Below are 25,871 nucleotides of genomic sequence, written 5' to 3'. Positions count from 1 at the left end.
CTGGCTGCCTGGGTACTACCTGGGTGGCTGGCGAAAAGTGGTGTTTATTTGGTCAGAATGAGTTTTCCGGCTTGTGTCTGGCGCAGCAGATAGAGCTGACCATCGTGTTCTATGATCACGCGCCCCTCTTTGCCCAGCAGACTTTTACTGTCAATTCGGCGCTCGTTTGGCGCGACGGCAGGCGGTGTTTTTTCTTTTGCGGGCGTTGTTGTGTTATCCATACGTGAATAGTGTTTAAAAATAACAATCAATTTAACAATGATAATCATTATCATCAAACTGCAAAATTGCGGCAAGCCTTTTTGTGAAATAATTGTGACGAGAATAGATTTTGTACAATAAGGAGGGGAAAAACAAAGGATTAGCACCGGGCAACGTGATGTTACCCGGCGAACAGCATTAAAAACGGCTATCAACCGCAGAGGCGAGTTTTTCAACCAGTAGTTCAGTATCTTCCCAGTTCAGGCACGGGTCGGTAATGGACTGGCCGTAAACCAGCGGCTGGCCGCTAACGATTTTTTGCGTACCTTCACGCAGGAAACTCTCCGCCATAATCCCGGCAATCGCCGTCGAACCATTGCGAATTTGCTGGCACACATCATCACAAACGTCTAACTGACGACGATGCTGCTTCTGGCAATTGCCATGGCTAAAATCGACCACCAGATGTTCAGGCAGGGAAAATTCGTGCAGGGTATCGCAGGCGGCGGCAATATCTTCAGCATAATAATTCGGCTTTTTACCGCCGCGCATGATGATATGCCCGTAAGGATTACCGCTGGTCTGATAAATGGTCATCTGGCCGGTTTTATCCGGAGAGAGGAACATATGGCTGGCACGGGAGGCGCGAATCGCATCGACGGCAATACGCGTATTGCCATCCGTACCGTTTTTAAAGCCGACCGGGCAGGAAAGCGCAGAGGCCATTTCACGGTGGATCTGGCTTTCGGTGGTGCGTGCGCCAATGGCTCCCCAACTGATTAAATCGGCAATAAACTGACCGGTCACCATGTCGAGGAATTCTGTTGCCGTGGGTACGCCCAGTTCATTGACCTGCAACAGCAGTTTACGCGCCAGTTCAATGCCGTGGTTCACGCGGTAGCTGCCGTTTAAATCTGGGTCGGAAATTAAGCCTTTCCAGCCCACTACGGTGCGCGGTTTTTCAAAATAAGTGCGCATCACGATTTCCAGACGCGCCTGATGTTTTTCGCGCAGCGCCTGTAAACGCGTCGCGTATTCCATGGCGGCATCAAGATCGTGAATCGAGCAGGGACCTACGATCACCAGTAAACGAGCGTCTTCACCATTTAATATTTTTTCTATCCGGCGTCGGGAGTCCGTAACATGACGGGCGACGGAGGACGAAACAGGATGCCGTTGCGCAAGCTCTGCTGGAGTGACCAGGTTGTCAATACGCGCAGTACGGAGTTCATCGGTTCTGTTCATTACTTGTCTCAGAAATTTGTTGCTTCAACGGCAGGACTACCGGGAAGTGATGTATATCACAATATCATACTCATCCTGCCTGGTGGCGAGCATAATAACAAAAAATCGAACCAATGCACTAGCATTCTAGTACATGCGGCGATTCAGCCCCATGATGTCGAGGATCTTGGTAGCAATCTCTTCTACCGAATAATTGGTACTGTTCAGCCATGGGATCTGGTTTTTCCGGTATAGAGCTTCCACCTCAGCAACCTCCATCCGGCACTGGCGCATCGAGGCGTAACGGCTGTTTTCCCGGCGCTCTTCGCGGATGGCCGCCAGGCGCTCAGGGTCAATGGTCAGGCCGAACAATTTATGCTGTAACGGCTTCAGGGACGCTGGCAGCACCAGATTATCCATATCATCGGCAATAAAGGGGTAGTTGGCCGCGCGAATGCCAAACTGCATGGCCAGATACAAACTGGTCGGGGTTTTACCGCAACGGGAAACGCCAAGCAGGATCACCTGCGCCTGATCGAGGTTGCGCAACGAAATGCCGTCGTCATGAGCGAGGGTATAATCAATGGCGGCAATGCGCGCGTCGTACTTGTTAAGGTTGCCGGGGTTCAGGCCGTGGGTACGATGGGCGATCGGCGTAGGGTCGAGCTTCATCTCTTGTTGCAGTGGGGCAACCAACGCCTGCACGATATCCTGACAAAATCCTTCGCTTTGCAAAATGATCGAGCGAATTTCCGGCAAAACGATAGAGTAAAACACCAGAGGGCGCACGCCAGTTTGTTGATAGATCGCGTCAATCTGGTCTTTAACCGCTCGCGCACGACTCTCATTTTCTACAAACGGCAGCGTAATGCTGCTGATCGTAACCGGAAATTGCGACATTACCGCGTGGCCCAATACCTCGGCGGTGATGGCCGTACCATCAGAAATATAAAATACGTGACGATCAACAGCATTATCCATTTTGCTCATCCTGGGGCTGACATAATTCTCTGAAAGCATAAATTAAAATTCGCCAGAAGCGAATATTGCTGCATCTATTTTGTAAAATGAAACGGTATTTTTATATTTACTGAAAAGTACATTTCATTTTTCGGAACAAATGTTTATACCGGTAGTTTTTGTGGTGATCCCCTGTGGCTCGCGGGTTTGCGCAAATGCGGAAACAATCTGAAAAAATAAAAAATAAAGTTGCTTGAACGATTCACCGTTTTTTTCGCTGAAGTAAATATGCAAAGATAATTACGCAAAATTGAGTTTCCTAACCTCGTTCATATATAAGGATTGTTCGATGTCCAACAATGGCTCGTCACCGCTGGTGCTTTGGTATAACCAACTCGGCATGAATGATGTAGACAGAGTTGGGGGCAAAAATGCCTCCCTGGGTGAAATGATTACTAACCTTTCCGGTATGGGTGTTTCCGTACCGAATGGTTTTGCAACGACCGCCGATGCGTTTAACCAGTTTCTGGACCAGAGCGGTGTAAACCAGCGCATTTATGAGCTGCTGGATAAAACGGATATTGACGATGTCACCGAGCTTGCGAAAGCCGGCGCACAGATCCGCCAGTGGATTATCGACACTCCTTTCCAGCCGGAGCTGGAAAATGCCGTCCGCGATGCCTACGCGCAGCTGTCAGCAGACGATGCCCATGCCTCTTTTGCCGTGCGCTCTTCCGCCACCGCAGAAGATATGCCAGATGCGTCATTTGCCGGTCAGCAGGAAACCTTCCTCAACGTCCAGGGATTTGATGCCGTACTGGTTGCTATCAAACACGTCTTTGCCTCGCTGTTTAACGACCGTGCAATCTCTTATCGTGTTCACCAGGGTTATGACCATCGTGGCGTGGCGCTCTCTGCTGGCGTTCAGCGGATGGTGCGCTCAGACCTCGCGTCTTCCGGCGTAATGTTCTCCATCGATACCGAATCCGGTTTCGATCAGGTGGTGTTCATCACTTCCGCATGGGGACTGGGCGAGATGGTTGTGCAGGGTGCCGTTAACCCGGATGAATTCTACGTGCACAAACCGACTCTGGCGGCAAACCGTCCGGCGATCGTCCGTCGCACAATGGGTTCGAAAAAAATCCGTATGGTCTACGCGCCAACCCAGGAACACGGCAAGCAGGTGACGATTGAAGATGTACCGCAGGAGCAGCGCGACATTTTCTCCCTGACCAACGCAGAAGTGCAGGAACTGGCGAAGCAGGCGGTACAGATCGAGAAGCACTACGGTCGTCCGATGGACATCGAATGGGCGAAAGACGGTCATACCGGCAAGCTGTTCATTGTGCAGGCGCGTCCGGAAACCGTGCGCTCGCGCGGCCAGGTGATGGAGCGTTATACGCTGCATGCTCAGGGTAAAATTATTGCTGAAGGTCGTGCTATCGGTCACCGCATTGGCGCGGGTCCGGTCAAAGTCATTCAGGACATCAGCGAAATGAACCGTATCGAACCTGGCGACGTCCTGGTTACCGACATGACCGACCCGGACTGGGAACCGATCATGAAGAAAGCGGCGGCGATTGTCACCAACCGTGGCGGTCGTACCTGCCACGCGGCGATCATTGCCCGTGAACTGGGGATCCCGGCCGTGGTTGGCTGTGGTGATGCCACCGAGCGTATGAAGGACGGTGAGAAAGTCACAGTCTCCTGCGCCGAGGGTGATACCGGTTATGTTTATGCTGAGATGCTCGACTTCAGCGTGAAGAGTTCCAGCGTGGAGACCATGCCGGATCTGCCGTTGAAGGTGATGATGAACGTGGGTAACCCGGACCGGGCTTTCGACTTCGCCTGTCTGCCAAACGAAGGTGTCGGCCTGGCGCGTCTGGAATTTATCATCAACCGCATGATTGGCGTACACCCGCGTGCGTTGCTGGAGTTCGATGACCAGACGCCTGAGCTGCAAAACGAAATCCGCGGCATGATGAAAGGTTTTGATTCCCCGCGTGAATTCTACGTTGGTCGTCTGACGGAAGGGATCGCCACGCTGGGTGCGGCGTTCTATCCAAAACGCGTTATCGTGCGTATGTCAGACTTTAAGTCCAACGAATATGCCAACCTCGTCGGCGGTGAGCGTTATGAGCCGCACGAAGAGAACCCGATGCTGGGCTTCCGCGGGGCGGGCCGTTACATTGCTGATAGCTTCCGCGACTGTTTCGCGCTGGAATGTGACGCAGTGAAACGTGTCCGTAACGATATGGGCCTGACTAACGTTGAAGTGATGGTACCGTTTGTACGTACCGTTGCCCAGGCGAAAGCAGTAGTGGAAGAGCTGGCGCGTCAGGGGCTGAAACGCGGTGAGAACGGACTGAAGATCATCATGATGTGTGAGATCCCGTCCAACGCCTTGCTGGCCGAACAGTTCCTTGAGTACTTTGACGGCTTCTCCATCGGTTCAAACGACATGACGCAGCTGGCGTTGGGACTGGACCGTGACTCTGGTGTGGTTTCTGAACTGTTTGATGAGCGTAACGACGCGGTGAAAGCGCTGCTGTCGATGGCGATTCGTGCAGCCAAGAAACAGGGCAAATACGTGGGTATTTGCGGTCAGGGTCCATCCGATCACGAAGACTTCGCCGCCTGGCTGATGGAAGAGGGGATCGACAGTTTGTCGCTGAACCCGGACACCGTCGTGCAGACCTGGCTGAGCCTGGCTGAACTGAAGAAGTAACATCATGCCGGATGGTGGCGTAAATGCCTTACCCGGCCTACGGTTAGTATGCAACGTAGGCCGGATTAGAGGTGTTAGCATCGCCATCCGGTACTTTACCCTTCAACGCTTTCCACACTCTCCACGCTTAAACGCTGAATGATATCCTGACGCAGCTGGTATTTTTGTACCTTGCCTGACGCCGTGCGCGGTAACGTTTCGACAATGACGATGTGTTCCGGATATTTATACTTTGCCACCCGTTTGCGGCTAAAAAAGGCCACCACTGATTCCAACGACAGCGAATGATGCGGCGGTTTCAGTACCACATAAGCGCACGACCTTTCACCTAGCCGATCGTCTGGCATCGCGACAACGCAGGCATCATGAATGCGCGGATGCTGTAATAAAATATCCTCCACTTCGCGGCTGCTGATGTTTTCCCCACCGCGCACAATAATATCTTTTTTACGCCCAGTAATTTTGATGTATCCCGCTTCGTCCATGCGGCATAAGTCGCCACTGTAATACCAGCCATCTTTATCCAGCGCGCGGGCGGTTAGTTCAGGCTCATCGAGGTAGCCCATAAAAACATTGGGACCACGCGAGGCCTCTTCACCTTCGATCCCTGCAGGCAACGTATTGCGCGCTTCATCGACGACTTTAATTTCCACGCCTGCGGCGGCATATCCATCGGTGTTCATCATGCGTGAAAGTGAATCGTCGAGATTGACCAGCGCATGCGGCGAGCTCTCCGTCGAACCATAGATGCTTAACAATTTAATGCCGCGCTGTTGGCAGTCACGGGCAATCTTTTGCGGAATGGTGGTGCCACCGCATAAGAAAAAACGTAGTGATGTGAGATCACAGGGCCGTTTTTCCAGACTACACAACATGTCGTAGACGAAGGGGGTTGCACCGAGCACGCAGGTACAGCGTTGTTGCTCGAGCAGTTCAAGACAGGCGGTTGGGGTGAATATATCCAACAATACGCTGCGTGCGCCGATTAAAAACGGCGCGGTAACGCCATGCAAAAAACCGGTAGCGTGTCCCAGTGGGGCGGGCATCAAAAACACATCCTGCCAGGTGAGATTGAGTCGGGCACAGTAGGCGCGTTCGCTGGCAAGGATATTGTTGTGGGTTAACATTACGCCTTTCGGCATTCCCTCGGTCCCGGAGGTAAACAGCACGGCAGCCAGTTCATCGGCGTGAACGTTAATAACCTGGGTTAATGGCGGAGCCAGAAGCAGTTGGCTGAACGCCAGCGAGGCGGTGGCCGGTGCCAGTTTATCTACGGCGACAATCTGTTGCAGATGCGGCAACTGGTTTTGCAAGGGGAGGATCAGATCAACCGGTCGGGTCTGTTTAAACAACGTCGGTGCGAAAAAAATCTTCGCTTTGCATTTGTTCAGTACCCACACCAGTTCCGCTTCGCGCCAGGCAGGCAGCAGTGGTACGGAAACGGCTCCGGTTTTCAGGCAGGCCAGATAGATAATGGTGAACTCGCACCAGCCAGGCAACTGAAAGGCAATGCGATCGCCGGGTTGGAGCCCGCAGGCTACAAACCAGGTTGCCAGACTGCTGGCAGCATCGTCGAGTGCAGCGTAGGTATATGAAGCGCCATGATTATCAACCACGGCGATTTTATCCGGCATGGCTCTGGCGGTTTGGTGCCAGTAATCGCCAAGCGAAGCATCTCCCCATAAACCCAGTTGTCGCCAGGCCTGGCGACGTTCGGCGTTAAACGTAAGTGTGATACTCATGAAGTTATTCCCAGGATTATTTCGGCATACATCTGACCGGATGGCCAGGCGGGGCCAATCCGGCGTACAACATGCAAAATCCGTTAGCCGTAGCGGAAATCAACGCCAAATGTTCCGAGCGGGTATTCCCATTGTGTGAGGATCGTGTCACCGCACAGCACCCGGCAGGTGCCGCACTCCAGGCAGCCTGCGGAATCAAAATGAATATTTCCACTCTCATCCTGTTTATACAGTCCGGCGGGGCAGGCTTTCAGCAACTTGCGAAATTCATTAAGGTCGGGATGTTCAGCCAGAATGATGTGCGGGTGGCCTTCATCAACATTAAATTTATTGACGCCCAGTTTGACGTCGACGTTAACGTTAGTGTCCTGATTCATAGTGCGGTGGCCCCCTTGATGCCGTCTTTCAGTAAGTTCATCAGCCCAATCTGCCTGGCATGGGACATGATCATCTTGCGAACGGGCTGATTTGGGCTTCCGTCGACGGTAAACATATCGTTCATGATATCGGCCACCATGCGGGGATATTGGGTAAACAGGCGCGGGTTTTCCATCAGCGCTGGGATCTTGCGAAAATGCTGCAAATCACGCATCACACAGCCCTGTTCGAGGGCACGTTTGTAATCCATCAGGCTACTGGCCGAGTAATCCTGGCGCTCTTTTGCTGCAATGGCTGTTTGGGCGGCGGCTTCTGCGGAAGCTATCGCCAAATCCATGCCGCGCACGGTATAACCCAGATTCAGACAGAAACCAGCGGCATCGCCGACGATCATTACCCCGTCATCAACCAGTTTCGGAACCATTGCCAGACCGCCTTCCGGTACCATATGTGCGGAATACTCCAGCAGTTCTCCGCCGGCAATCAGCGGACGAATAGTCGGGTGTCGCTTAAAGTCTTCCAGCATTTGCGGAATGCTTTTCGTGGCATGGGCAATATCCCCCAGACCACACACCAGGCCCAGAGAGATGGAATCCTGGTTGGTATACAGAAATCCGCCTCCCATCAGTCCATCAGACGGTGAGCCTGCGAACAGCCAGGCTGCACCTTCGTTGCCTGACAGATTGAACCGATCCGCAATCACCGCCGACGGTAAGCCGATCAGCTCTTTTACGCCAACGGCATAGTGATGCGCAGAAGAGGGGGGAACCATCCCCAGCGACCGTCCCAGCATAGAATTAACGCCATCGGCTAGGATGACAATATTGGCTTCAAGGATATCGTCCCCGGCTTGCACTCCGGTGACCTTATTGCCTTCGCGAATTAGCGCGTCGACGCGCACGCCCGGGATGAACTGCACGCCAGCCTGTTCCGCTTTTTCCATTAGCCATGGGTCAAGCCGGTTGCGCAAAACGGTATAAGAGTCCTGCGCTGGCGCGTTGTCTTTTTCACGATGGAAGTCGAGGGTAACGGCGCTCTCTTCGGTCAGGAAGGAGATTTTTTCGCGGGTGACTTTACGTTCGAGAGGCGCTTCCTGCGCGAATCCGGGCATGATGCGCTCAAGGCTGTGCGCGTAGAGTCTCCCGCCGGTCATATTTTTACTGCCCGCACTGTTGCCGCGCTCAATGACCAGTACGTCCAGTCCGGCCCGGGCCATAACGTAACCTGCCATTGTACCCGCTACACCAGCACCGACCACGATGGCATCAAATTTTTCATCTGACATGCTTTATGCTCCTTTCCCGCCGCGAGGGCAGCGGGAGATGTGCGTTAACGGGATTAGCGGCTGAGATGGTCGATAAGGGCCGGAACCACTTTGTAGATGTCGCCCACCAGACCGTAATCGGCGTAATTGAAAATAGGGGCTTTTTTATCTTTGTTGATGGCGACAATGACTTTCGCGCCGTTACCGCCGACCATATGCTGAATTTGTCCTGAGATGCCCAGCGTGAGATACAGGTCTGATTTCAATAACACGCCAGAAACGCCAATGTAGCGTTCGCGTTCCATCCAGTTTTCGCCTTCGGCAATCGGTCGTGAACAACCCACTTCAGCACCCAGCACAGATGCCAGTTGGCGCACCATTTCCAGATCGTTTTGCGCCACCAGACCGCGACCCACACCCACCACGCGCTTGGCTTTGCTGAGATCCACGCTGCTCACGGATTTGGCGCGACGCTCCAGGCACATCACTTCATGGTGCGGCGCGATGTACGTTGCTGAGACAACCGGGCAGTTGTGCGAGGCGTTTTCCGCGACCGGTTCAAGCTGGCCTGGGGCAAGCGTGATAATCGCCAGCGTACTTTTGATTTTTTCTTTGCCAAATGCCAGACCTCCATACATCCGGTGTTCGGCGAACAAAATACCTGCATCCAGCGTTACCGATGTGGCGTCGTTCACCATCGCTGCGTTGAGCTGAATACTTAAGCGTGCGCCAAGGGATTTGGCTCGTTTAGTCGCGGACATCAGCAGCAGCCCGGCGTGTTCCTGCATCAGGGCGGCGATGGTCTCAGCGTAATTTTCAACACGCTGTAAACCGGAGGTTGCGTCGAGCACGACTATCTTATCGGCGCCCAGGGCTTGCAACTGATTGGCCTGGTCGCTGCCTTGTACGATAAGGTGTACCTGCTCACCCCACAGGCGAGCGCCGGCCATTAATTCTGCATAGCGTTCTACGTTATCGCTGAACACCCAGACGTTGGCTAATTTACTCATGATGATTTCTCTCCGTTGGGCTTAGTTCAGGGCTTTTTTCAGGTGTTCAGCCAGTTCGGCAATGGCTTCTGCTGAGTCATTTTCCAGAATGATGTGCTGACGTTCGGTTTGCGGCGGCACGGTAAGGCTCACCAGTTCCGCTAACGGTGATGCAGGTATCCAACCAATATCGCTGGCTTGCCACGGGGTGACCGGTTTTTTACCCGCGCCCAGAATCGCCTTCATCGAGGGAATACGCGGTGTGTTGATATCCGACGTCACGCACAGTACGGCGGGGAGCGGCAGATCAATTACTTCGACTTCATCTTCAAGTGTGCGCTCAACCACAAGGCGATCGCCGTTACGTTGGATGCTGCTGACGGCATTAATCACCGGGAGCTGTAATAGTTCGCCAACCAGTAAGCCGACCTGCTGCGCGTAGATATCCCCCGATCCTTCACCGAACAGCATCAGGTCGAAATCCATATTTTTGGCTGCACAGGCCAGCGCCTGAGCGGTATCCCGGGGTAATGAATGCTCCAGTTGTGGATCCTGCATCATATACAAACTGTCCGGCCCGCGGGACAGCACGTCTTTACGCACTTTGGAGTTTTGTAGTAGCGACCCGCCCACCGTTAAGGCGATGATTTCATCACCCTCTGCGCTAAGTTGCGCTGCGGCCTCTATCGCATTTAAGTCAAACTGGCTGATTTTGGCATCGGCCCGGTCAAAGTTAAGCGAGCGCTGTGGGGTAACAACAATGTCCTGTTCTTCAGGCACCAACTTAAAGCAGGTTATTATTTTCATGGCATCTCCAGTGATTCTCGTGTGGATGATGACGTGGTGCGTCATTATCGACAGTAGGGAAAATTGACTGAAAATAGTGTGCGACAGAGGGAGGGCTGTTTTCGACGGGGAAATCTGTTTTCATTGCCAACAATCTTGCAAAAAAAACGTCCCGGGAATGCCTGGTTTATCAGCAATAATCAGACGGTGCGTCCCAGAGGAAAAAACGGGAACACAAAGACAGTGAAAATAATTGCGAAATGCATCATGTTTTTAATCGCCTCTGCGCTGAATTTGTTTCTTATATGTAAATTATTAATGCAGACTTAATAACATTTATTCTTTTTGATTATTATAAAACGCAAATAATCAATGGCAGCAATGTACCAAAGCAAAAGGTGTCATCTTGCAGACGGCGCAAATAATTTTGTTTCGCCGGGAAGGAATAACGTTGTATAACGTCATTATCATTTTTATTTTCTGATATTAATAATCCCAAAATTGCTGCCTTTAGGTGGAGGTTGTCATGTATCAACGCTGCTTTGATAATGCCGTGGAGACCCTTTTTGAACAGGGAAAAACCCCGAGATTCTCGCGATTCGTCATCAGTGATGACCCTAACTGGGAGTCGGGTCATCACGTTCACGATAATGAAACAGAGCTTATTTATGTCAAAAAAGGGGTCGCAAGATTAATTATCGATTCATCGCTGTATGTCGCGCATGCCGGGGATATCGTGGTGATAGAGCAAGGGCGACTCCATGCGGTTGCTTCGGATAGTAGCGCGCCTGCAACGACTTACACCTGCGCGCTCTACGGTTTTCGTTTCAACGGCTGGCAGGATAATCAGCTATTGCAGATGCACTCGTGTCCGGTGATTAGCGTTACTCAGGGGAAGGAGGTTATTAAGAGTATCTTTAATGAGTTGGGGGTTATGCTCCCCCAGAGCAAAAATAACCTGACATCTTCAGCCTACGACGCTTTTGCTTATGCTCTAACCGTTTTATTTTACGAAAACTTTAAAAATGCCTATCGTTCTGAGCAAGGTTATATTAAAAAAGATGTCTTAATTAAAGATGTGCTGGTTTATTTAAATAATAACTTCCGCGAAAAAATTACTCTTGATCAGTTATCCAAAAAATTCCGGGCCAGCGTGAGTTATATCTGCCATGAATTTACTAAGGAGTATCGAATTTCGCCGATCAATTATGTGATTCAGCGACGAATGACCGAGGCGAAATTTGCCCTGACGAATACGGAAGCTTCGTTAGCGGAAATCTCCTGGCGGGTAGGGTATGAAAATGTCGATCACTTTGCCAAACTCTTTCAGCGGCATGTAGGCTGTACCCCCAGTGATTATCGCAAGCAGTTTAAAAATAATCTGGTTGAGCAGGAATGCTTGATGCCAGAGGTCTGATTATCCTGGCTCGTGCCGGAAAACGCTTGTGCGCTATCCGGCACGGATTACCGCTTACTTATTCTGATAATCTTTCAGGATTTGGCGTCCGGCGACGTAAATCATAATTTCGTCGGTGCCGCCGCCAATGCGCTCGCAGCGAACATCGCGCCAGAATCGGGAAACTCGCGCTTCATCGGTGTAACCCAGCCCGCCCATGATCTGAATGGCGTCATCAATCACTTCCATTGCCGTGCGGGCACAGTACAGTTTTGCCAACGCCGCGCTGGTCCGCAGCGACTGTTCCTGATCGGCCTGCCAGGCGACTTTCAACACCATATTGCGCATGTTTTCAATTTTAATCGCCATCAGCGCCAGTTTTTCCTGGATCATCTGGTTATGGCCAATCGGTTTACCAAATGCGATGCGCTGATTAGCGTAACGGGCGGCATCTTCGAAGGCGCACTCGGCGAAACCGGTACTACGCGCGGCGTTGATCAACCGTTCCATCTCAAAGTTGTACATGACGTTGAGGAAGCCCATGCCTTCTTCGCCGACCATATCGCTTTCGTCTACTTCAACATCATCAAGATAAACTTCGCAGGTGCTGAGCATGTGCCAGCCGATTTTATGCAGCGGATTAACCTTAATGCCGGGTTTCTTCGAATCCACCCACCACAGCGTAAAGGCTTTCTTCGGATCTTTCGGCTCCGGATCGCGAGCCAGTACCAGCATATAAGGATACTCTTTAGCGCCGGTGATAAAGGTTTTTTGCCCGTTGAGATATACCTTGCCGTTTTTGCGGGTGTAGCTGGTGGTGGCGCTGTTATTGTCTGAACCTGCTCCCGGTTCGGTTAATGCCAGCGCATAAGCCGGATCGCCCGTTTCCATGGTGCTTTCTGCCGTTTTACGTAACTGTTCGGCGGAGCCAAAACGACGCATACTGTGAATGCACTGACCGTTCGTGATTAAAAAAGCGGGTGCGCCGCATTTGGAAACTTCCATCAGTGCCAGCATCTGCGTGACGTAATCTGCCGGGATACCGCCGAATTCTTCCGGAACGCCCAGCATTGAAATACCGTTGTCCGCAAGGGCGCGCATAAACTCTTTCGGATAGGTCGCCGTCTGATCGCAGGTACGGAAATATTCCTCCGGGAAATTGCTGGTAATCAGTTCGCGAATGCTGGCAAGCAGCAGCTCTTGTTCTTCAGTTAATGAAAAATCCATCAGGGTACTCCTTTTAATTGGCGGCATCGGGCAATATAAAACCCATCGAAGCATCGATAAATAATCTTTCGTCCATCAGTTTCAGTTCCGGAGAAATAACCGGAGGGAAATCCATTTTGTCCAGAATGTCTTCCTGCAAAGAGACTCCTGGCGCAATTTCGACTAAATGAAGACCATCTTCTTTTAACGTAAATACAGCACGCTCGGTGATGTAACGCACATCCAGTCCGCGCTCGAGTGCAATTTTTCCGCTGAAAGTGACTTCAGGTAATTCGTTGACGAATTTTTTCACCCGGCCTTCCTGCACGATATTTAATTTGCCATTGGCAACTTCCGTTTTCAGGCTTCCGGCAGTTAAGGTGCCGCAAAATATTATTTTCTTCGAGGTGGCGCTAATATCGATAAAACCGCCGGTTCCCATAATTTTGCCATTGAATTTATGTACGCCGACATTGCCGTGGCGATCCACTTCGGCGAAGCTTAAATAGCATACATCCAGCCCACCGCCGTGGTAGAAGTCAAACTGGGAGGTCATATCCAGAATCGCGCGGGTGTTGACGTTAGCGCCAAAAGCGATGCCCTGGGAGGTAATTCCGCCAATCGGACCGGTCTCGACCGTCAGAATAAAGTCGTCAGCGCAGCCTTCTTCGCGTGCAACGAGACCAATACCATCGGCGATACCCACGCCAACGTTGCCGACCGCGCCTTTACGCATTTCGAACAGGGCGCGTCGGGCCACCAGTTTACGCTGATTGAGCGGCAGGGCAGTCTGCTGGCTGTCATCAAGGACAAAATCACCCGAGATAAAGCGGTTAACCGGCGCACCGCCGTACAATTGAGTTTGATCGGGATCGATGACCACAATATCGACCAGATAGCCCGGAATACGCACGGCTTTTGGGTGCAGTGTGGCTTTCTTCACCATTTTTTGCACCTGCATCATGACGATACCGCCGTTGTTGTGAACGGCCTGAGCAATCACCAGCGCGTCGAGATACATAACTTCATCTTCAAACGTGGCGTAACCTTCGCTATCGCAGGTGGTGGCGCGAATAAAGGCGATGTTTGGCGCAATGGCTTTGTAGTAGAGGTACTCTTTGTTATCAATTTCCACCAGCTTGATCAGATCTTCGGTGGTCACTTCATTCAGCTTTCCGCCCTGTTGGCGGGGATCGACAAATGTTCCGATACCGATCTCACTCAGAATACCCGGCTGGTGGGCTGCCGAGGCACGCAGGGTCTGGGTTAATACGCCCTGAGGATAGTTATAGGCGGCAATTTTATTCTGCTCAGCGAGGTCGGAAATTCGTGGTGATTGTCCCCAGTGGCCGCATAATGCCCATTTGACTAAACCTTCCTGTGCTAACGGGCTAATTCCACGGTCAGCACGGTCACCTAATCCCGTTGGGCTAATCAATGATAAGTTTCGGGGTGAGTGTGCGTTTTTATATTTTTCAGCCAGCGCATTAATTAATGTTGTTGCTTCGAGAATACCGCCGCCTGCGCCTAATACACAGAGCGTTGCCTCATCAGGAATATAATTAATGGCATCCGCTGCGGATAATACGGGGACCCGACCATCAATGCGTTTTGGTCTTGATAATTTCATGTGAACTCCAGATTATATGCGTGCGACTACCTGTCGCTATCTTCGACAATAATAATGTGAGTTATTTAATAATGTCCGGCCATCTGCCCGATATTCGGGATTAAGCGAATATCTGGGGCAGGGCATTACTGATATTAATATGGATAAACAGTACTATTACGCCTGATGCAATATGGTCAAAACGGTACGTAGGTCGGTGACCGAAATTTGCCCAGGGGCAGAGGCTTTTTTCACCGCGCCAAAGGTTGCCGCTGAACCGAAAACCTCACCGGACAGACGTGAAATCACCCCTGTTTTAGCCATCGACATAGTAATGATCGGGCGATCGGCATAGCGTTCCTGCATTTCCAGCGTGGCGCCAAGCAGGGTCAATACATCCGTCTTGTTTTGCGGCATCAGGGCGATTTTCGGGATATCAGCGCCAAGCTCCTGCATTTTACGCAGGCGCAGGACAATCTCTTGTGCCACTGGCGTCTTATGGAAATCATGATTCGACATAATGACGGCGATATTTTTTGCATGTGCATATTCGACGGTGGCTTTAATCAATTCGTCACCGGTGAAAAGCTCCAGGTCAATCATATCGACCAGACCGCTATCTACCGCCGCACGGTTTAGCGCAATATAGTTTTCGACAGCCAGCGCCTGTTCACCACCTTCTTTGGCACTACGGAAGGTGAACAGCAGCGGTTTGTCAGACATCACATCGCGGATGGCGCGTGCAGCTTCCAGTACGGCATCAACGGAGGACACCTCGGTGAAATGGTCAACGCGCCATTCCAGAATGTCGAAATCCGCCTCGCGATAGGCCAGCGCTTCGCTTTTTACCGTTGCGATGTCTTTACCCATCAGTGAGACAATGATCTTCGGCGCACCCTCGCCAATGACGAGGTTTTTTACGGTTACGGTTTTCATCGATTACCCTTTAAATATTTTACAAATGCTTGCCCATCAGGCTGCAAAACCCATAACCTGTTTCACATACTCAAGAGGGAAATCTTTCCCGGTCCAGAGTTTAAACTGTTCAGCCCCTTGCCATAACAACATGCCGTAACCATCAATCGTTTTGCAACCGGCAAGTTGTGCCTGTTGCAATAATTTGGTCATATGCGGGTTGTAGACGCATTCAGTCACCAGCAGATCCGGGCGTAGCAGGGAAACGTCGGTTACCAGAGATTCGTTCTCCAGCGGCTTCATTCCCACTTTCGTACCGTTAGTCAGAATATCCGCGCTTGCCAGTGCGTCCGCAAAAGCCTGTCGATCGTCGAGATCGATAACGGTGACCACGCAGTCGGTATTTTCATTAACACGTTTGGCGAATTCCTGCGCTTTGGCAAAGAACTCATCTTGACGGTTAAAGAGTTTGATTTCTTTGATGCCTTCAATCGCCGCCTGGGCGCCAATGGCCGTTGACGCGCCGCCTGCGCCCAACAGTACCATGGTTTTACCCCTGATATCGAAACCGCTTTCCTTGATGGCGCGAATATGCCCCGTGCCATCAGTATTGTAGCCGCGCAGGTAACCATCATCATTGACGATAGTATTAATCGCGCCGACCAGTTTGGCTGCAGGCGTTAATTCATCAACATATTCACATGCCAGCTGCTTGTTGGGCATCGAGACTCCGGTACCGCGCATTTTTAAGGCCTTCAGCCCGGCAATCGCATTAGCAAACGTGGAGTTATCGACTTCAAATGCCATGTAGGTAAAAGGTAATCCCGCTTTTTCTAATGCCTTATTTTGCATTTCAGGCGACAGGCTGTGTCTGATAGGGTAGGCCATCAGACCAATCAGTTCATATTTTGCAGTTACGTCCATTTGATACTCCTTCTAAGCAATTTATTGAAAATAACGTTCGCCCAACCGCACATCATTTTTGGGAATATCAAATACGCGGTAGTAACGAATAAAGACGATGATGGCGGTGATGAAGGCCAGCAAAGCAAATGCGAGGTCCAGCAAAATGATGTACTGCAGGCCAATGTTTGAAAGGTATCCGGTGATTAATGGGATAATAAAGTTGGCTACGCCCCCCATCATCATATAAATACTGGTGACCTTGGCTTTGCTCCTGGGGAAAAACTCTGACATCACCGAAACGCCGAGCTGTAAAATACCGCCTGCGGCAGAAAACCCGATAAGAAATGAACCGGCGTTACACACCAATGGGGATGGATATAAATAGATAACCGCTGCGGTGAGGGTTGCCAGCCCGGCGTTAAACACATTCGCCCAAATGGGTCGAACCATTTTCTTGAGCAGTACAGCAAAAATAAACACGCAGACCAGCGATCCCATACTGTAGTAAGAGATGGTTTTCAGCGCGTCGGCTTCTGCCATGCCGGCAAATGCCATCGCGTATTTCGGCATCCAGACCACGATGACGTAAAAGGTCGAGAATGCGGCCACCCCAAACATAACGGAGGCTACGCCTTCCAGCCAGACCAGCGGTTTACTGTTCATCTGCGGTAGCTCTTTTGCAATGCCCGCATCCACCATCTGGCTGGGGAAACGGCTTTTGAGCAGCATCAACGTTATGACGACGAACAGTAACCCCGGGATAATGACCGCATAGCCATACCAGATATGGTTGAGCAGCATGGTGCTGACGACGATGGGGTAGATCATCTGCCCAAATGAGACCATCGCTTTAACCAGGATAACCGCTGACCCAGACGCCTTAGGGAAGCATTCCATCAAAGCCGGATAGCCACCTGTATCCAGGGCCGAGTTAGCGACGCCGACACAAACAGCGAGAATAAAGGCAATCATCAGATTCGGGCTGGCGGGAATGCCGAAGAAAAACAGCATGTACAGAATTGCCCCTAACAGAATGATAGCCCGTCTACCAAATTTATCTGAGAGCACGCCAAAGAATAAAATACTCACCAGGCGACCAAGACCAATGCCGGAAATTAAATAGGCTATCCCAGCATTGTCAGTGGAGAATTTTTCTGCGAGAGAGCTCATATTTTGCGCCAGTGTAATGACGCTAATGCCGTGTAAAAAATAACTTAAATAAATACAGATTATCGCCAAAAGGAATGGCGTATTAAAGGTCTTATTTTGAGACATGTTCACAACTCCTTGCGGATTTTAAAATTGTTCTGTGCTCGTCGATTTTGTTTAAATTGCGGCGACCTTGTGATTAATATACCGAGGCGCTGATATTGTGCCTACATAGCATGGCGTTTAAGTTACCAGGTATGTTGCATGCTCAACTGTGAAACTTAATTCTTTCAACCAACATTTTGCTGAAGTTTTAAAACCGCGACCAATTATTTTGCAGCGGGGGAGAACAATATTGCATCCGCATTATTTTACGACCGTCGCCATGTTTAGTTGCTGCTTTGTCGCGATACGGCTGCGATAGCCAATAAACAATGCTAACAGGAAGCCTACCGCGGCTATGCCGGTATCAAACCACATGATGTGAGCAATGCTGGTCTGCGAGAGTCTTGCCGTTATCAGTGGGATGGTGAAGGTCGCAATGCTGCCCGCGCTGTAGTAAATCCCGGTAGCTTTGCCCTTCGCATCGGGAAAGCGTGCGGCCATCAGCGTTAAACCGATTTGTACAACGCCTCCGGCTGAAGAGAAACCGATGACAAACGCGAAGACGATCACCATGTAGATCGACGGATGCAGGCAGACCATCAGCAAGGCGATAAATGAGATAAAGGTGTACAGCATTAACAGAGAGGTTGCGCGCCCCGTCTTTCGTGCCAGTGGCGCGGTGATCAACACACACAGTAGAGAACCGCAGGTGTAAATGCTTAACAGCTTGATCGATAAGGTGTAGGACATCCCGGCGACAAACTGTCCGTACTGTGCCAACCACTGGCTTATCAGATAAAATGTCGCCATGGCGATGTAGCCGTACAGAGTGTAACTGGCGAGATCGAGAAGAGAACAACGATGTTCAGATTGTATGCTTTTCTGTTCAACAGGTAATGCCTTGAGGGGGGCTTGATGCCCAGGATGGGCCGGGAATCGACAGCGAAACAAAAATACGCCATTAATTAGCATCACGGCGGCCGCCACAAGAAAGGACCAGCCAAACCAAAGTTCTGCCCACACCAGCAGACTGATAATCATCGGCAGCAGAAACTGACCGATGGAAACAAACGCTTTAATTAAGATATTAGCCGTGCCGGGAGAGCGGGGAAACGCCTCCATCAGGCTGGGGTAAGTTCCGGCGTCAAGAAAACTGTTTGCCATTCCAGCTAAAAATCCAAAAGCATAGGCAATATAAATGCTGTGAGTATTGATGATGCCTACAAAGAACAGCAGGTAGCAGACCATACCGAAAATAATAAACGGTCTGCGGCCATAGCGATCGGAAAGCATGCCCGCCACCAATAACACGCTTAAACGGCCAATGCCGAGTGAGGAAATAACAATTGAGACCCCTGCGGCATCGGTGTGCCACTGTTGTTCCAGTGAAGACATATTGAGGCTCATCAGAATGACCCCCATGCCGTGTACCAGGTAATTAAAGTACAGCCCTATCGCAGTGGAGAAATAGGTGTTTTTCATAATATGTTACTCAGCGAAGAGGCTAAATGAGTGTGGCGCTGCGGTCTCTTAACACAAACGCTCAAGGTCGTGGGCATACAGTTCAACAGCGGCCGATTGATAGATTTTCCAGTCGAGAAAATCATCGTGCTGATAAACCGCCTGAAAAGAGTTCAGATCGGGAAAGAAACGCATGGTGTTATTACCGATACGGTTATTTATTTTTTCGATAATGGCGTTAATTCTTAACTTTCGTCTGGCTTTCATTTCTGCACAAATGCGCGTGATGTCTTCCGGGATTTCCCTTTCGCCATTCTCCCATTGTTGCCAGGCGGAAACATTGTGATCCCGCGAGATATACATAGCGCTTTCTTCTACCGTCATAGCAAAAATATGGCGGATAGCCTGGAGTTCTAATGCGTTCATTATTTGATCACCTCATAAAAGACGGTGGAATAGTAATAACATTGCTGTGGATATTTCGGCTTGAAGAGAGTCACAGTATCTTGTGCAATATTATTTGTTTATCAACGGGGAAGAGCGGAGCTGTGGTGCGGTAAGGTTGGTGGCGAGGCGCGCGAAGGACAAAAAAAAGCCCATCGTGGGAGATGGGCAAAGACTACACACAGCAATTCGTTGTTTCACTCAGGGGATTTCCATGCTTATAAATCAATGTGTTGATCTAAAGCCATGGGCTAATAGTAGGCATACTGATTTTTTACGTCGATCAGATTCATCTCAATAGTTTAAAAACTGTAAATAATTTGCGAAGCAAATGAGTATTTAAAGAAGGATAACGTTGGGTCTTATTCAGTAAGTGGGCGGAATTGATTAGTATTGTTAAACAGTCAGGCGGCGGTGCCGCCTGACGTGGGATTACTTATTGCGTTCGATTTCAGCAATTTCTTCGAGGATTTCGTCGGGATCGCTACCTGGCGCAGGGGCTTCGTTTACCCAGGCGGAGAACAGACGCCAGGACACGGCCAGTACCACCGGGCCGATAAACAGACCAATCATGCCGAAGGCAATCAGTCCGCCGATGACCCCTGAGAGAATCAGGATCAGCGGCAAATCGGCCCCCATGCGAATCAGCATCGGGCGAATAACGTTATCCAGCGTTCCGACCACGCCGCTCCACACCAGCAGCACCGTGCCCCAGGTAGAATCGCCCGTCCAGTACAGCCAGATAATGGCCGGGACCAGCACCGGCAATGGTCCCAGTTGCACCAGACAAGACAGGATCATCAATACCGCCAGCAGCGTGGCGTACGGCACGCCGGTTACCGCCAGACCAATACCACCGAGCACTGCCTGCACCAGCGCGGTGACCACAACCCCTAATGCGACGGCGCGAATGGCTTGTGCTGCCAGCAGAATGGCGGCATCGCCACGTTTGGATGCCAGGCGACAAGCGAAGTGGCGAATACCTAACGCCACCTGTTCACCGCGCCAGTACAGCAGGGCGCTGAACAGCAGCATCAGACCACAGTGCATCATAAAGCGGCCAAGATGTGCAGCCTGGCCAACAAACCAGGTCGTCGTCGTGCCGATATAAGGACGAACCTTGGCCATGATGGCCGCGCCGCCCATATCCAGCAGACTGTGCCACGCGGCATACAATTTTGCGCCGACCAACGGAATACTGTTCAGCCACGCCAGATCCGGCAGGGTCATATCGCCTGCGGTTACGGCATGGATCAATGGCCCGCTGCCATCAACAATGCTATTGACCAGTAGCGCGATAGGAATGATGAACAACAGCACCAGCAGCAGGGTCATCACCAGCACGGCCAGCGAGCGACGGCCCCAGAGCAATTTTTGTAAGCGTAGCAGGATCGGCCAGGTCGCAATGACCACCGTCCCCGCCCATGCAAAACCGAGGATAAAGGGCTGAACAATCCAAAGACAGGCCACAATCATGACGGCTAAAAACAGCGCCGATAGCAGCACTTGTGCAATATCCTTGGGCTGGCGGAAATTTACCATAAATACTTTTCACCTTTGTCTTTGCGCCAGAACGTTGACGCGACGTGAACACTTAAATGACACCCTGTAATGATGAGCAATTTCAGCGGTTTTTAACAGGCGGATTCTGCCTGTAAATCTGCTGAGCGTATTAGAAAAAAATGTGATACAACAAACAAAGCAACACGCAAACGATTAAATTCACAACACAGACCGCAGGAAAGGGTCATTATAATGATTCCACAAATTTCTCAGGCGCCAGGTGTCGTTCAACTGGTGCTCAATTTTTTGCAGGCACTGGAGCAGCAAGGATTTACGGGCGATACGGCAACGAGCTATGCCGATCGTCTGACAATGTCGACGGATAACAGTATTTATCAGCTGCTTCCTGATGCTGTCGTATTCCCTCGTTCAACCGCAGATGTGGCGCTCATCGCTCGTCTGGCGGCGGAACCTCTTTTCTCTTCGTTGATTTTTACCCCACGCGGCGGCGGCACCGGGACCAACGGTCAGGCGCTGAATCAGGGCATTATTGTTGATATGTCCCGCTATATGAGCCGCATCATTGAAATCAATGCGCAGGAAGGTTGGGTGCGGGTCGAAGCCGGGGTGATAAAAGACCAGCTCAACCAGTTTCTGAAGCCTTACGGCTATTTCTTTGCCCCCGAGTTATCCACCAGTAACCGGGCAACGCTGGGTGGGATGATCAATACCGACGCATCCGGACAAGGCTCGTTGGTTTACGGTAAAACCTCCGATCACGTGCTGGGTATCCGCGCGGTGCTGATGGGCGGCGATATTCTTGATACCCAGCCAATGCCGGTCGAACTTGCCCAAACGCTGGGTAATAGCAACACCACTATTGGCCGCATCTACAAGACGGTTTATGAGCGTTGCCGCGACAACCGACAGCTGATCATTGATAAATTCCCGAAACTTAATCGCTTCCTGACCGGTTACGATCTGCGGCACGTCTTTAACGATGAGATGACCGAATTTGATTTAACCCGCATTCTTACTGGCTCTGAAGGTACGCTGGCGTTCATCACCGAAGCCCGTCTCGATATCACGCCGCTACCCAAAGTCAGACAACTGGTTAACGTTAAGTACGACTCTTTCGACTCGGCATTGCGTAATGCCCCGGTGATGGTGGAAGCGCGCGCGCTGTCGGTAGAAACCGTCGACTCCAAAGTGCTTAACCTGGCACGGGAAGATATTGTCTGGCACTCGGTAAGTGAATTGATTACCGATGTGGCGGATAAAGAGATGCTGGGTCTGAATATTGTGGAGTTTGCCGGTGACGATGAAGCATTGATTGATTCGCAGGTCAGCGCACTGTGCGAACGGCTGGATGGCTTAATCGCGCGTCAGGAAGCGGGCGTTATAGGCTGGCAGCTATGTACTGAGCTGGCAGGCGTCGAGCGCATTTACGCGATGCGTAAAAAAGCCGTCGGTCTGCTGGGGAATGCGAAAGGGGCCGCGAAGCCGATTCCGTTTGCTGAAGATACCTGCGTTCCACCGGAACATCTGGCTGACTATATTGCCGAGTTCCGTGCGCTGCTCGATAGCCACGGCCTGAGTTACGGCATGTTTGGTCACGTAGATGCAGGCGTGCTGCACGTCAGACCGGCGCTGGATATGTGCGACCCGCAGCAGGAAGTGCTGATGAAACGCATTTCTGACGATGTTGTCGCGCTGACGGCAAAATATGGCGGTCTGCTGTGGGGCGAGCACGGGAAAGGTTTTCGTGCAGAATATAGCCCGGCGTTCTTCGGTGAGGAACTGTATCGAGAACTGCGTAAAGTGAAATCGGTGTTTGATCCGCAAAACCGGCTCAATCCTGGCAAAATCTGTCCACCGGAAGATGTTGATGCGCCGATGATGAAAGTGGACGCGGTGAAGCGCGGAACGTATGACCGTCAGATCCCGCTGGCCGTCCGCCAGGAGTGGCGTGGGGCGATGGAGTGTAACGGCAACGGGTTATGCTTTAACTTTGATGCGAAAAGCCCGATGTGTCCGTCGATGAAAATCAGCCTCAACCGCATCCATTCACCGAAAGGGCGAGCTACGCTGGTGCGTGAATGGCTGCGTCTGTTGGCAGATCGCGGGATTGACCCGCTACAGCTGGAAAAAGAGCTACCGGAAAAACGTGCCAGTTTACGTACGCTGATTGCCCGTACCCGCAACAGCTGGCATGCGCGCAAAGGCGAATACGATTTCTCGCACGAAGTGAAAGAGGCAATGTCGGGTTGTCTGGCGTGTAAAGCCTGCTCCACACAGTGTCCGATTAAAATCGATGTGCCGGAGTTCCGCTCACGCTTCCTGCAGTTGTATCACACGCGTTATCTGCGGCCGTTGCGCGATCACATGGTGGCGACCGTTGAGAGTTATGCGCCGTTAATGGCGCGGGCGCCCAACACGTTTAACTTCTTCATCAACCAGCCGCTGGTGCGTAATCTGGCTAAAAAGCACATCGGCATGGTCGACTTACCGCTGCTGTCTGCGCCGTCGCTTCAACGTCAGTTGGTTGGCCATCGTTCCGCTAATATGACGCTGGAACAACTCGAATTACTCAGCCTTGAGCAAAAAGCCCGTACGGTGCTGGTGGTGCAGGATCCGTTCACCAGCTATTACGATGCACAGGTGGTGGCTGATTTTATACGTCTGGTTGAAAAGCTAGGTCTGCAGCCAGTACTGTTGCCGTTCTCGCCAAACGGCAAGGCCCAGCATATTAAGGGCTTTTTAAACCGTTTTGCAAAAACCGCAAAGAAAACATCTGAGTTTCTCAATCGGGTGGCGAAGCTGAATATTCCGATGGTGGGTGTCGATCCGGCGCTGGTGCTTTGCTATCGCGATGAATACAAACTGGCGCTCGGGGAACAGCGGGGTGATTTCCATGTGTTACTCGCCAACGAATGGTTATCGACAGTTGTAGAGTCACAGCCGCCAGTCGCTGTGGGCGGTGAACCGTGGTACTTCTTTGGACACTGTACCGAAGTGACGGCCCTGCCGGGCGCGCCTGCTCAGTGGGCGGCTATTTTTGCCCGCTTTGGCGCAAAGCTGGAGAACATCAGCGTAGGGTGCTGTGGTATGGCGGGCACCTATGGCCACGAAGTGAAGAATCATCAGAACTCACTGGGGATCTATGAGCTATCATGGCACCAGGCAATGCAACGATTGCCGCGTAACCGTTGTCTGGCTACCGGATACTCCTGTCGCAGTCAGGTTAAACGCGTTGAAGGCACGGGCGTTCGCCATCCATTACAGGCACTGCTGGAGATTATAGGATGATCTGGAAACGTGAAGTCACACTCGAAGCGCTCAACGCCATGGGTGAAGGAAATATGGTTGGGCTGCTCGATATTCGTTTTGTGCACATTGGCGATGACACGCTGGAAGCCACAATGCCGGTAGACCACCGTACAAAACAACCTTTTGGTTTGCTGCACGGCGGCGCGTCCGTAGTGCTGGCTGAGAGCATTGGTTCGGTGGCTGGCTACCTGTGTACTCAGGGTGAGCAAAAAGTGGTGGGCCTGGAGGTCAACGCCAACCATATTCGCTCGGCGCGGGAAGGGCGCGTCAGAGGGGTATGTCGCGCGGTGCATACCGGCTCCCGTCATCAGGTATGGCAAATCGAAATCTTCGATGAGCAGGGACGATTGTGCTGCACGTCGCGTCTGACGACAGCAATTTTGTGATGCATATTGCTTTTGGTCATTATCTGCACAGGGAATGGTGTTATACTGTGCAGGTTTTGAACACAAGCGAGGATGATATGTCTACCCAATTAGACCCGGCCCAACTGGCAATAGAGTTTTTACGTCGTGATAAAACCGATCTTTCACCAGCTCAGTACCTGAAAAGACTGAAACAGTTAGAGCTGGAGTTCGCGGATTTATTGACGCTTTCTTCGACTGAACTAAAAGAAGAGATCTATTTTGCCTGGCGCATGGGCGTTCATTGATTCCGGTATGCTTATCGTAATGAAACCCCGACACGCGTTCGGGGTTATTTTTTGCGTTAAATCTCAATCACCACTTCATCTCACCAGTATTAACCTTCGCACTTAGCTCCAGAGAACTTGCGTCTGCAAGACCTGGCCATGCCGCGGTGATGGTTTTAATCACATAATCCGAACCTTTCTTCGCCCCTAACGCCTGCTCAAACGATTGCAGATAGTCCTGTGTGAAGCGAATCGCTTTATCGCCCGCAGGGCGTTCGCCGATGTAATGCCCCGGGACCACCTGGGTGGGTTGTAACTTCTGCATTTCGCTCAGTACGCTACGCCACGCGCTACGCTGTTCTGCAGATTGCGTATCCGCCGTCCAGACGTGTATACCAGACGCCACGCCGGTACCGCCAATAATGGCACGGTTTGCCGGGATCCAGACATAGGCTGCATAATCATTAGGGTGGCGCAGTTCCAGCGTTTCACCATCAACCGTGAAATGCGTTTGCGTTGTCGCTTGCGGAACAGTGAGCGATGTTGGCGCGCCATCCTTCATTTGCGGACCCCAGAATTGCAGTTTGGCCTCTTTGGTGGCACGGATATGCTCTACTACGTGCGGTGTTGCCAGGACTTTTACCTGTGGGAAGGCTTTGACGATAGGCTGCAGTCCGAAATAGAAATCCGGATCGCCGGAGGTGATCACGATGGCCTTCAGCGTTTTACCGCTGGCGCGAATCATCTGCACCAGCTGTTCACCATCTTTAGTACTGAACTGTGCGTCAAACAATATTGCTTCTTTCGGTCCTGAAACCAGCGTTGAAGAGACCGGGAAAATAGCCTTGTCCTGTGGATTGTAGACGTCCAGCTGTAGCGTCGCGGCAAAGGTTGAAGAGGCGAACAGAGGTAACAGCAGGGCCAGCGTTTTAACTTTCATGCCA

General features: G+C 51.4%; 22 protein-coding genes and 1 other RNA gene. 5 read left to right on the top strand and 18 right to left on the bottom strand.

The window, feature by feature from the left end; all coding sequences use genetic code 11:
• Positions 1 to 44: 44 nt before the first annotated feature.
• From hemP to ppsR, 3 genes are all read right to left on the bottom strand, one after another.
• Complete coding sequence (hemP, locus tag HVZ52_RS12450) at positions 45 to 221, bottom strand: hemin uptake protein HemP (protein ID WP_137367684.1); 177 nt, start codon at positions 219 to 221, stop codon at positions 45 to 47.
• A 178-nt stretch (positions 222 to 399) separates the two neighbouring features.
• Entirely contained in the window at positions 400 to 1,446 is a 1,047-nt protein-coding gene (aroH, locus tag HVZ52_RS12445) for a 3-deoxy-7-phosphoheptulonate synthase AroH (RefSeq protein WP_016152883.1), read from the bottom strand.
• A gap of 126 nt (positions 1,447 to 1,572) precedes the next feature.
• Positions 1,573 to 2,406 (bottom strand): posphoenolpyruvate synthetase regulatory kinase/phosphorylase PpsR, encoded by an 834-nt coding sequence (ppsR, locus tag HVZ52_RS12440; RefSeq protein ID WP_016152884.1) that lies wholly within the window; start codon positions 2,404 to 2,406, stop codon positions 1,573 to 1,575.
• A gap of 328 nt (positions 2,407 to 2,734) precedes the next feature.
• Between ppsR and ppsA the strand changes: the two genes are divergently transcribed.
• Positions 2,735 to 5,113, top strand: coding sequence for a phosphoenolpyruvate synthase (gene ppsA, locus HVZ52_RS12435; RefSeq protein ID WP_016152885.1), 2,379 nt, complete (start codon positions 2,735 to 2,737; stop codon positions 5,111 to 5,113).
• Positions 5,114 to 5,208: 95 nt separating this feature from the next.
• Here the strand turns inward: ppsA and fadK are convergent, their stop codons facing one another.
• From fadK to HVZ52_RS12410, 5 genes are all read right to left on the bottom strand, one after another.
• A complete protein-coding gene (gene fadK, locus HVZ52_RS12430) occupies positions 5,209 to 6,855 on the bottom strand; it encodes a medium-chain fatty-acid--CoA ligase (protein ID WP_181598300.1) in 1,647 nt (548 codons plus the stop codon).
• A gap of 83 nt (positions 6,856 to 6,938) precedes the next feature.
• Entirely contained in the window at positions 6,939 to 7,232 is a 294-nt protein-coding gene (locus HVZ52_RS12425; protein ID WP_016152887.1) for a ferredoxin, read from the bottom strand.
• Complete coding sequence (locus HVZ52_RS12420; RefSeq protein ID WP_053389672.1) at positions 7,229 to 8,518, bottom strand: FAD-dependent oxidoreductase; 1,290 nt, start codon at positions 8,516 to 8,518, stop codon at positions 7,229 to 7,231. The genes HVZ52_RS12425 and HVZ52_RS12420 overlap by 4 nt, the downstream gene beginning before the upstream one ends.
• Before the next feature lie 53 nt (positions 8,519 to 8,571).
• Positions 8,572 to 9,507 (bottom strand): electron transfer flavoprotein subunit alpha, encoded by a 936-nt coding sequence (locus HVZ52_RS12415; protein ID WP_016152889.1) that lies wholly within the window; start codon positions 9,505 to 9,507, stop codon positions 8,572 to 8,574.
• Positions 9,508 to 9,528: 21 nt separating this feature from the next.
• On the bottom strand, positions 9,529 to 10,293 hold the full coding sequence (locus HVZ52_RS12410; RefSeq protein ID WP_181598299.1) for an electron transfer flavoprotein: 765 nt from the start codon (positions 10,291 to 10,293) through the stop codon (positions 9,529 to 9,531).
• Positions 10,294 to 10,798: 505 nt separating this feature from the next.
• Between HVZ52_RS12410 and HVZ52_RS12405 the strand changes: the two genes are divergently transcribed.
• Positions 10,799 to 11,689: an AraC family transcriptional regulator gene (locus HVZ52_RS12405; protein ID WP_016152891.1), complete on the top strand. Its 891-nt coding sequence runs from the start codon at positions 10,799 to 10,801 to the stop codon at positions 11,687 to 11,689.
• 54 nt (positions 11,690 to 11,743) lie between these two features.
• On the opposite strand, the gene HVZ52_RS12400 is transcribed toward HVZ52_RS12405, so the two are convergent.
• The 9 genes from HVZ52_RS12400 to ydiK form a co-directional block, all read right to left on the bottom strand.
• A complete protein-coding gene (locus HVZ52_RS12400) occupies positions 11,744 to 12,895 on the bottom strand; it encodes an acyl-CoA dehydrogenase (RefSeq protein WP_003836610.1) in 1,152 nt (383 codons plus the stop codon).
• Between the two features lie 13 nt (positions 12,896 to 12,908).
• Positions 12,909 to 14,504 carry an acyl CoA:acetate/3-ketoacid CoA transferase gene (locus HVZ52_RS12395; RefSeq protein WP_046274671.1) on the bottom strand — a complete coding sequence of 532 codons (1,596 nt, stop codon included), beginning with the start codon at positions 14,502 to 14,504 and terminating at the stop codon, positions 12,909 to 12,911.
• A gap of 156 nt (positions 14,505 to 14,660) precedes the next feature.
• Entirely contained in the window at positions 14,661 to 15,419 is a 759-nt protein-coding gene (gene aroD / locus HVZ52_RS12390; protein WP_181598298.1) for a type I 3-dehydroquinate dehydratase, read from the bottom strand.
• A 36-nt stretch (positions 15,420 to 15,455) separates the two neighbouring features.
• Positions 15,456 to 16,322 carry a quinate/shikimate dehydrogenase gene (gene ydiB, locus HVZ52_RS12385; RefSeq protein WP_016156358.1) on the bottom strand — a complete coding sequence of 289 codons (867 nt, stop codon included), beginning with the start codon at positions 16,320 to 16,322 and terminating at the stop codon, positions 15,456 to 15,458.
• A 21-nt stretch (positions 16,323 to 16,343) separates the two neighbouring features.
• A complete protein-coding gene (locus tag HVZ52_RS12380; RefSeq protein ID WP_181598297.1) occupies positions 16,344 to 17,579 on the bottom strand; it encodes an MFS transporter in 1,236 nt (411 codons plus the stop codon).
• Between the two features lie 240 nt (positions 17,580 to 17,819).
• On the bottom strand, positions 17,820 to 19,040 hold the full coding sequence (locus tag HVZ52_RS12375; protein ID WP_049040475.1) for an MFS transporter: 1,221 nt from the start codon (positions 19,038 to 19,040) through the stop codon (positions 17,820 to 17,822).
• Between the two features lie 48 nt (positions 19,041 to 19,088).
• Positions 19,089 to 19,445: a YdiL family protein gene (locus HVZ52_RS12370; RefSeq protein WP_181598296.1), complete on the bottom strand. Its 357-nt coding sequence runs from the start codon at positions 19,443 to 19,445 to the stop codon at positions 19,089 to 19,091.
• 158 nt (positions 19,446 to 19,603) lie between these two features.
• An RNA gene (gene rprA, locus HVZ52_RS12365) (antisense sRNA RprA) lies at positions 19,604 to 19,711 on the bottom strand.
• Between the two features lie 184 nt (positions 19,712 to 19,895).
• Positions 19,896 to 21,005 (bottom strand): AI-2E family transporter YdiK, encoded by a 1,110-nt coding sequence (gene ydiK, locus HVZ52_RS12360; protein WP_016156362.1) that lies wholly within the window; start codon positions 21,003 to 21,005, stop codon positions 19,896 to 19,898.
• 213 nt (positions 21,006 to 21,218) lie between these two features.
• Between ydiK and HVZ52_RS12355 the strand changes: the two genes are divergently transcribed.
• From HVZ52_RS12355 to HVZ52_RS12345, 3 genes are all read left to right on the top strand, one after another.
• Positions 21,219 to 24,275: an FAD-binding and (Fe-S)-binding domain-containing protein gene (locus HVZ52_RS12355; protein ID WP_019076678.1), complete on the top strand. Its 3,057-nt coding sequence runs from the start codon at positions 21,219 to 21,221 to the stop codon at positions 24,273 to 24,275.
• Positions 24,272 to 24,682 (top strand): 1,4-dihydroxy-2-naphthoyl-CoA hydrolase, encoded by a 411-nt coding sequence (gene menI, locus HVZ52_RS12350; RefSeq protein ID WP_016152900.1) that lies wholly within the window; start codon positions 24,272 to 24,274, stop codon positions 24,680 to 24,682. The genes HVZ52_RS12355 and menI overlap by 4 nt, the downstream gene beginning before the upstream one ends.
• A gap of 77 nt (positions 24,683 to 24,759) precedes the next feature.
• Positions 24,760 to 24,948, top strand: coding sequence for a YdiH family protein (locus tag HVZ52_RS12345; protein ID WP_029139522.1), 189 nt, complete (start codon positions 24,760 to 24,762; stop codon positions 24,946 to 24,948).
• A gap of 67 nt (positions 24,949 to 25,015) precedes the next feature.
• On the opposite strand, the gene HVZ52_RS12340 is transcribed toward HVZ52_RS12345, so the two are convergent.
• Positions 25,016 to 25,867 carry a Vmh family MBL fold metallo-hydrolase gene (locus HVZ52_RS12340; RefSeq protein ID WP_046274676.1) on the bottom strand — a complete coding sequence of 284 codons (852 nt, stop codon included), beginning with the start codon at positions 25,865 to 25,867 and terminating at the stop codon, positions 25,016 to 25,018.
• Between the last annotated feature and the right edge of the window lie 4 nt (positions 25,868 to 25,871).

Origin of the sequence: Citrobacter sp. RHB36-C18 (assembly GCF_013814485.1) — a bacterium.
Lineage (GTDB): Bacteria > Pseudomonadota > Gammaproteobacteria > Enterobacterales > Enterobacteriaceae > Citrobacter > Citrobacter braakii.
This window is presented reverse-complemented; position numbering and strand designations above follow the sequence as displayed.

Coding starts and splice junctions, on each gene's coding strand:
- hemP (WP_137367684.1), bottom strand. CDS start 221: ATGGATAACACAACAACGCCCGCAAAAGAAAAAACACCGCCTGCCGTC.
- aroH (WP_016152883.1), bottom strand. CDS start 1,446: ATGAACAGAACCGATGAACTCCGTACTGCGCGTATTGACAACCTGGTC.
- ppsR (WP_016152884.1), bottom strand. CDS start 2,406: ATGGATAATGCTGTTGATCGTCACGTATTTTATATTTCTGATGGTACG.
- ppsA (WP_016152885.1), top strand. CDS start 2,735: ATGTCCAACAATGGCTCGTCACCGCTGGTGCTTTGGTATAACCAACTC.
- fadK (WP_181598300.1), bottom strand. CDS start 6,855: ATGAGTATCACACTTACGTTTAACGCCGAACGTCGCCAGGCCTGGCGA.
- HVZ52_RS12425 (WP_016152887.1), bottom strand. CDS start 7,232: ATGAATCAGGACACTAACGTTAACGTCGACGTCAAACTGGGCGTCAAT.
- HVZ52_RS12420 (WP_053389672.1), bottom strand. CDS start 8,518: ATGTCAGATGAAAAATTTGATGCCATCGTGGTCGGTGCTGGTGTAGCG.
- HVZ52_RS12415 (WP_016152889.1), bottom strand. CDS start 9,507: ATGAGTAAATTAGCCAACGTCTGGGTGTTCAGCGATAACGTAGAACGC.
- HVZ52_RS12410 (WP_181598299.1), bottom strand. CDS start 10,293: ATGAAAATAATAACCTGCTTTAAGTTGGTGCCTGAAGAACAGGACATT.
- HVZ52_RS12405 (WP_016152891.1), top strand. CDS start 10,799: ATGTATCAACGCTGCTTTGATAATGCCGTGGAGACCCTTTTTGAACAG.
- HVZ52_RS12400 (WP_003836610.1), bottom strand. CDS start 12,895: ATGGATTTTTCATTAACTGAAGAACAAGAGCTGCTGCTTGCCAGCATT.
- HVZ52_RS12395 (WP_046274671.1), bottom strand. CDS start 14,504: ATGAAATTATCAAGACCAAAACGCATTGATGGTCGGGTCCCCGTATTA.
- aroD (WP_181598298.1), bottom strand. CDS start 15,419: ATGAAAACCGTAACCGTAAAAAACCTCGTCATTGGCGAGGGTGCGCCG.
- ydiB (WP_016156358.1), bottom strand. CDS start 16,322: ATGGACGTAACTGCAAAATATGAACTGATTGGTCTGATGGCCTACCCT.
- HVZ52_RS12380 (WP_181598297.1), bottom strand. CDS start 17,579: ATGTCTCAAAATAAGACCTTTAATACGCCATTCCTTTTGGCGATAATC.
- HVZ52_RS12375 (WP_049040475.1), bottom strand. CDS start 19,040: ATGAAAAACACCTATTTCTCCACTGCGATAGGGCTGTACTTTAATTAC.
- HVZ52_RS12370 (WP_181598296.1), bottom strand. CDS start 19,445: ATGAACGCATTAGAACTCCAGGCTATCCGCCATATTTTTGCTATGACG.
- ydiK (WP_016156362.1), bottom strand. CDS start 21,005: ATGGTAAATTTCCGCCAGCCCAAGGATATTGCACAAGTGCTGCTATCG.
- HVZ52_RS12355 (WP_019076678.1), top strand. CDS start 21,219: ATGATTCCACAAATTTCTCAGGCGCCAGGTGTCGTTCAACTGGTGCTC.
- menI (WP_016152900.1), top strand. CDS start 24,272: ATGATCTGGAAACGTGAAGTCACACTCGAAGCGCTCAACGCCATGGGT.
- HVZ52_RS12345 (WP_029139522.1), top strand. CDS start 24,760: ATGTCTACCCAATTAGACCCGGCCCAACTGGCAATAGAGTTTTTACGT.
- HVZ52_RS12340 (WP_046274676.1), bottom strand. CDS start 25,867: ATGAAAGTTAAAACGCTGGCCCTGCTGTTACCTCTGTTCGCCTCTTCA.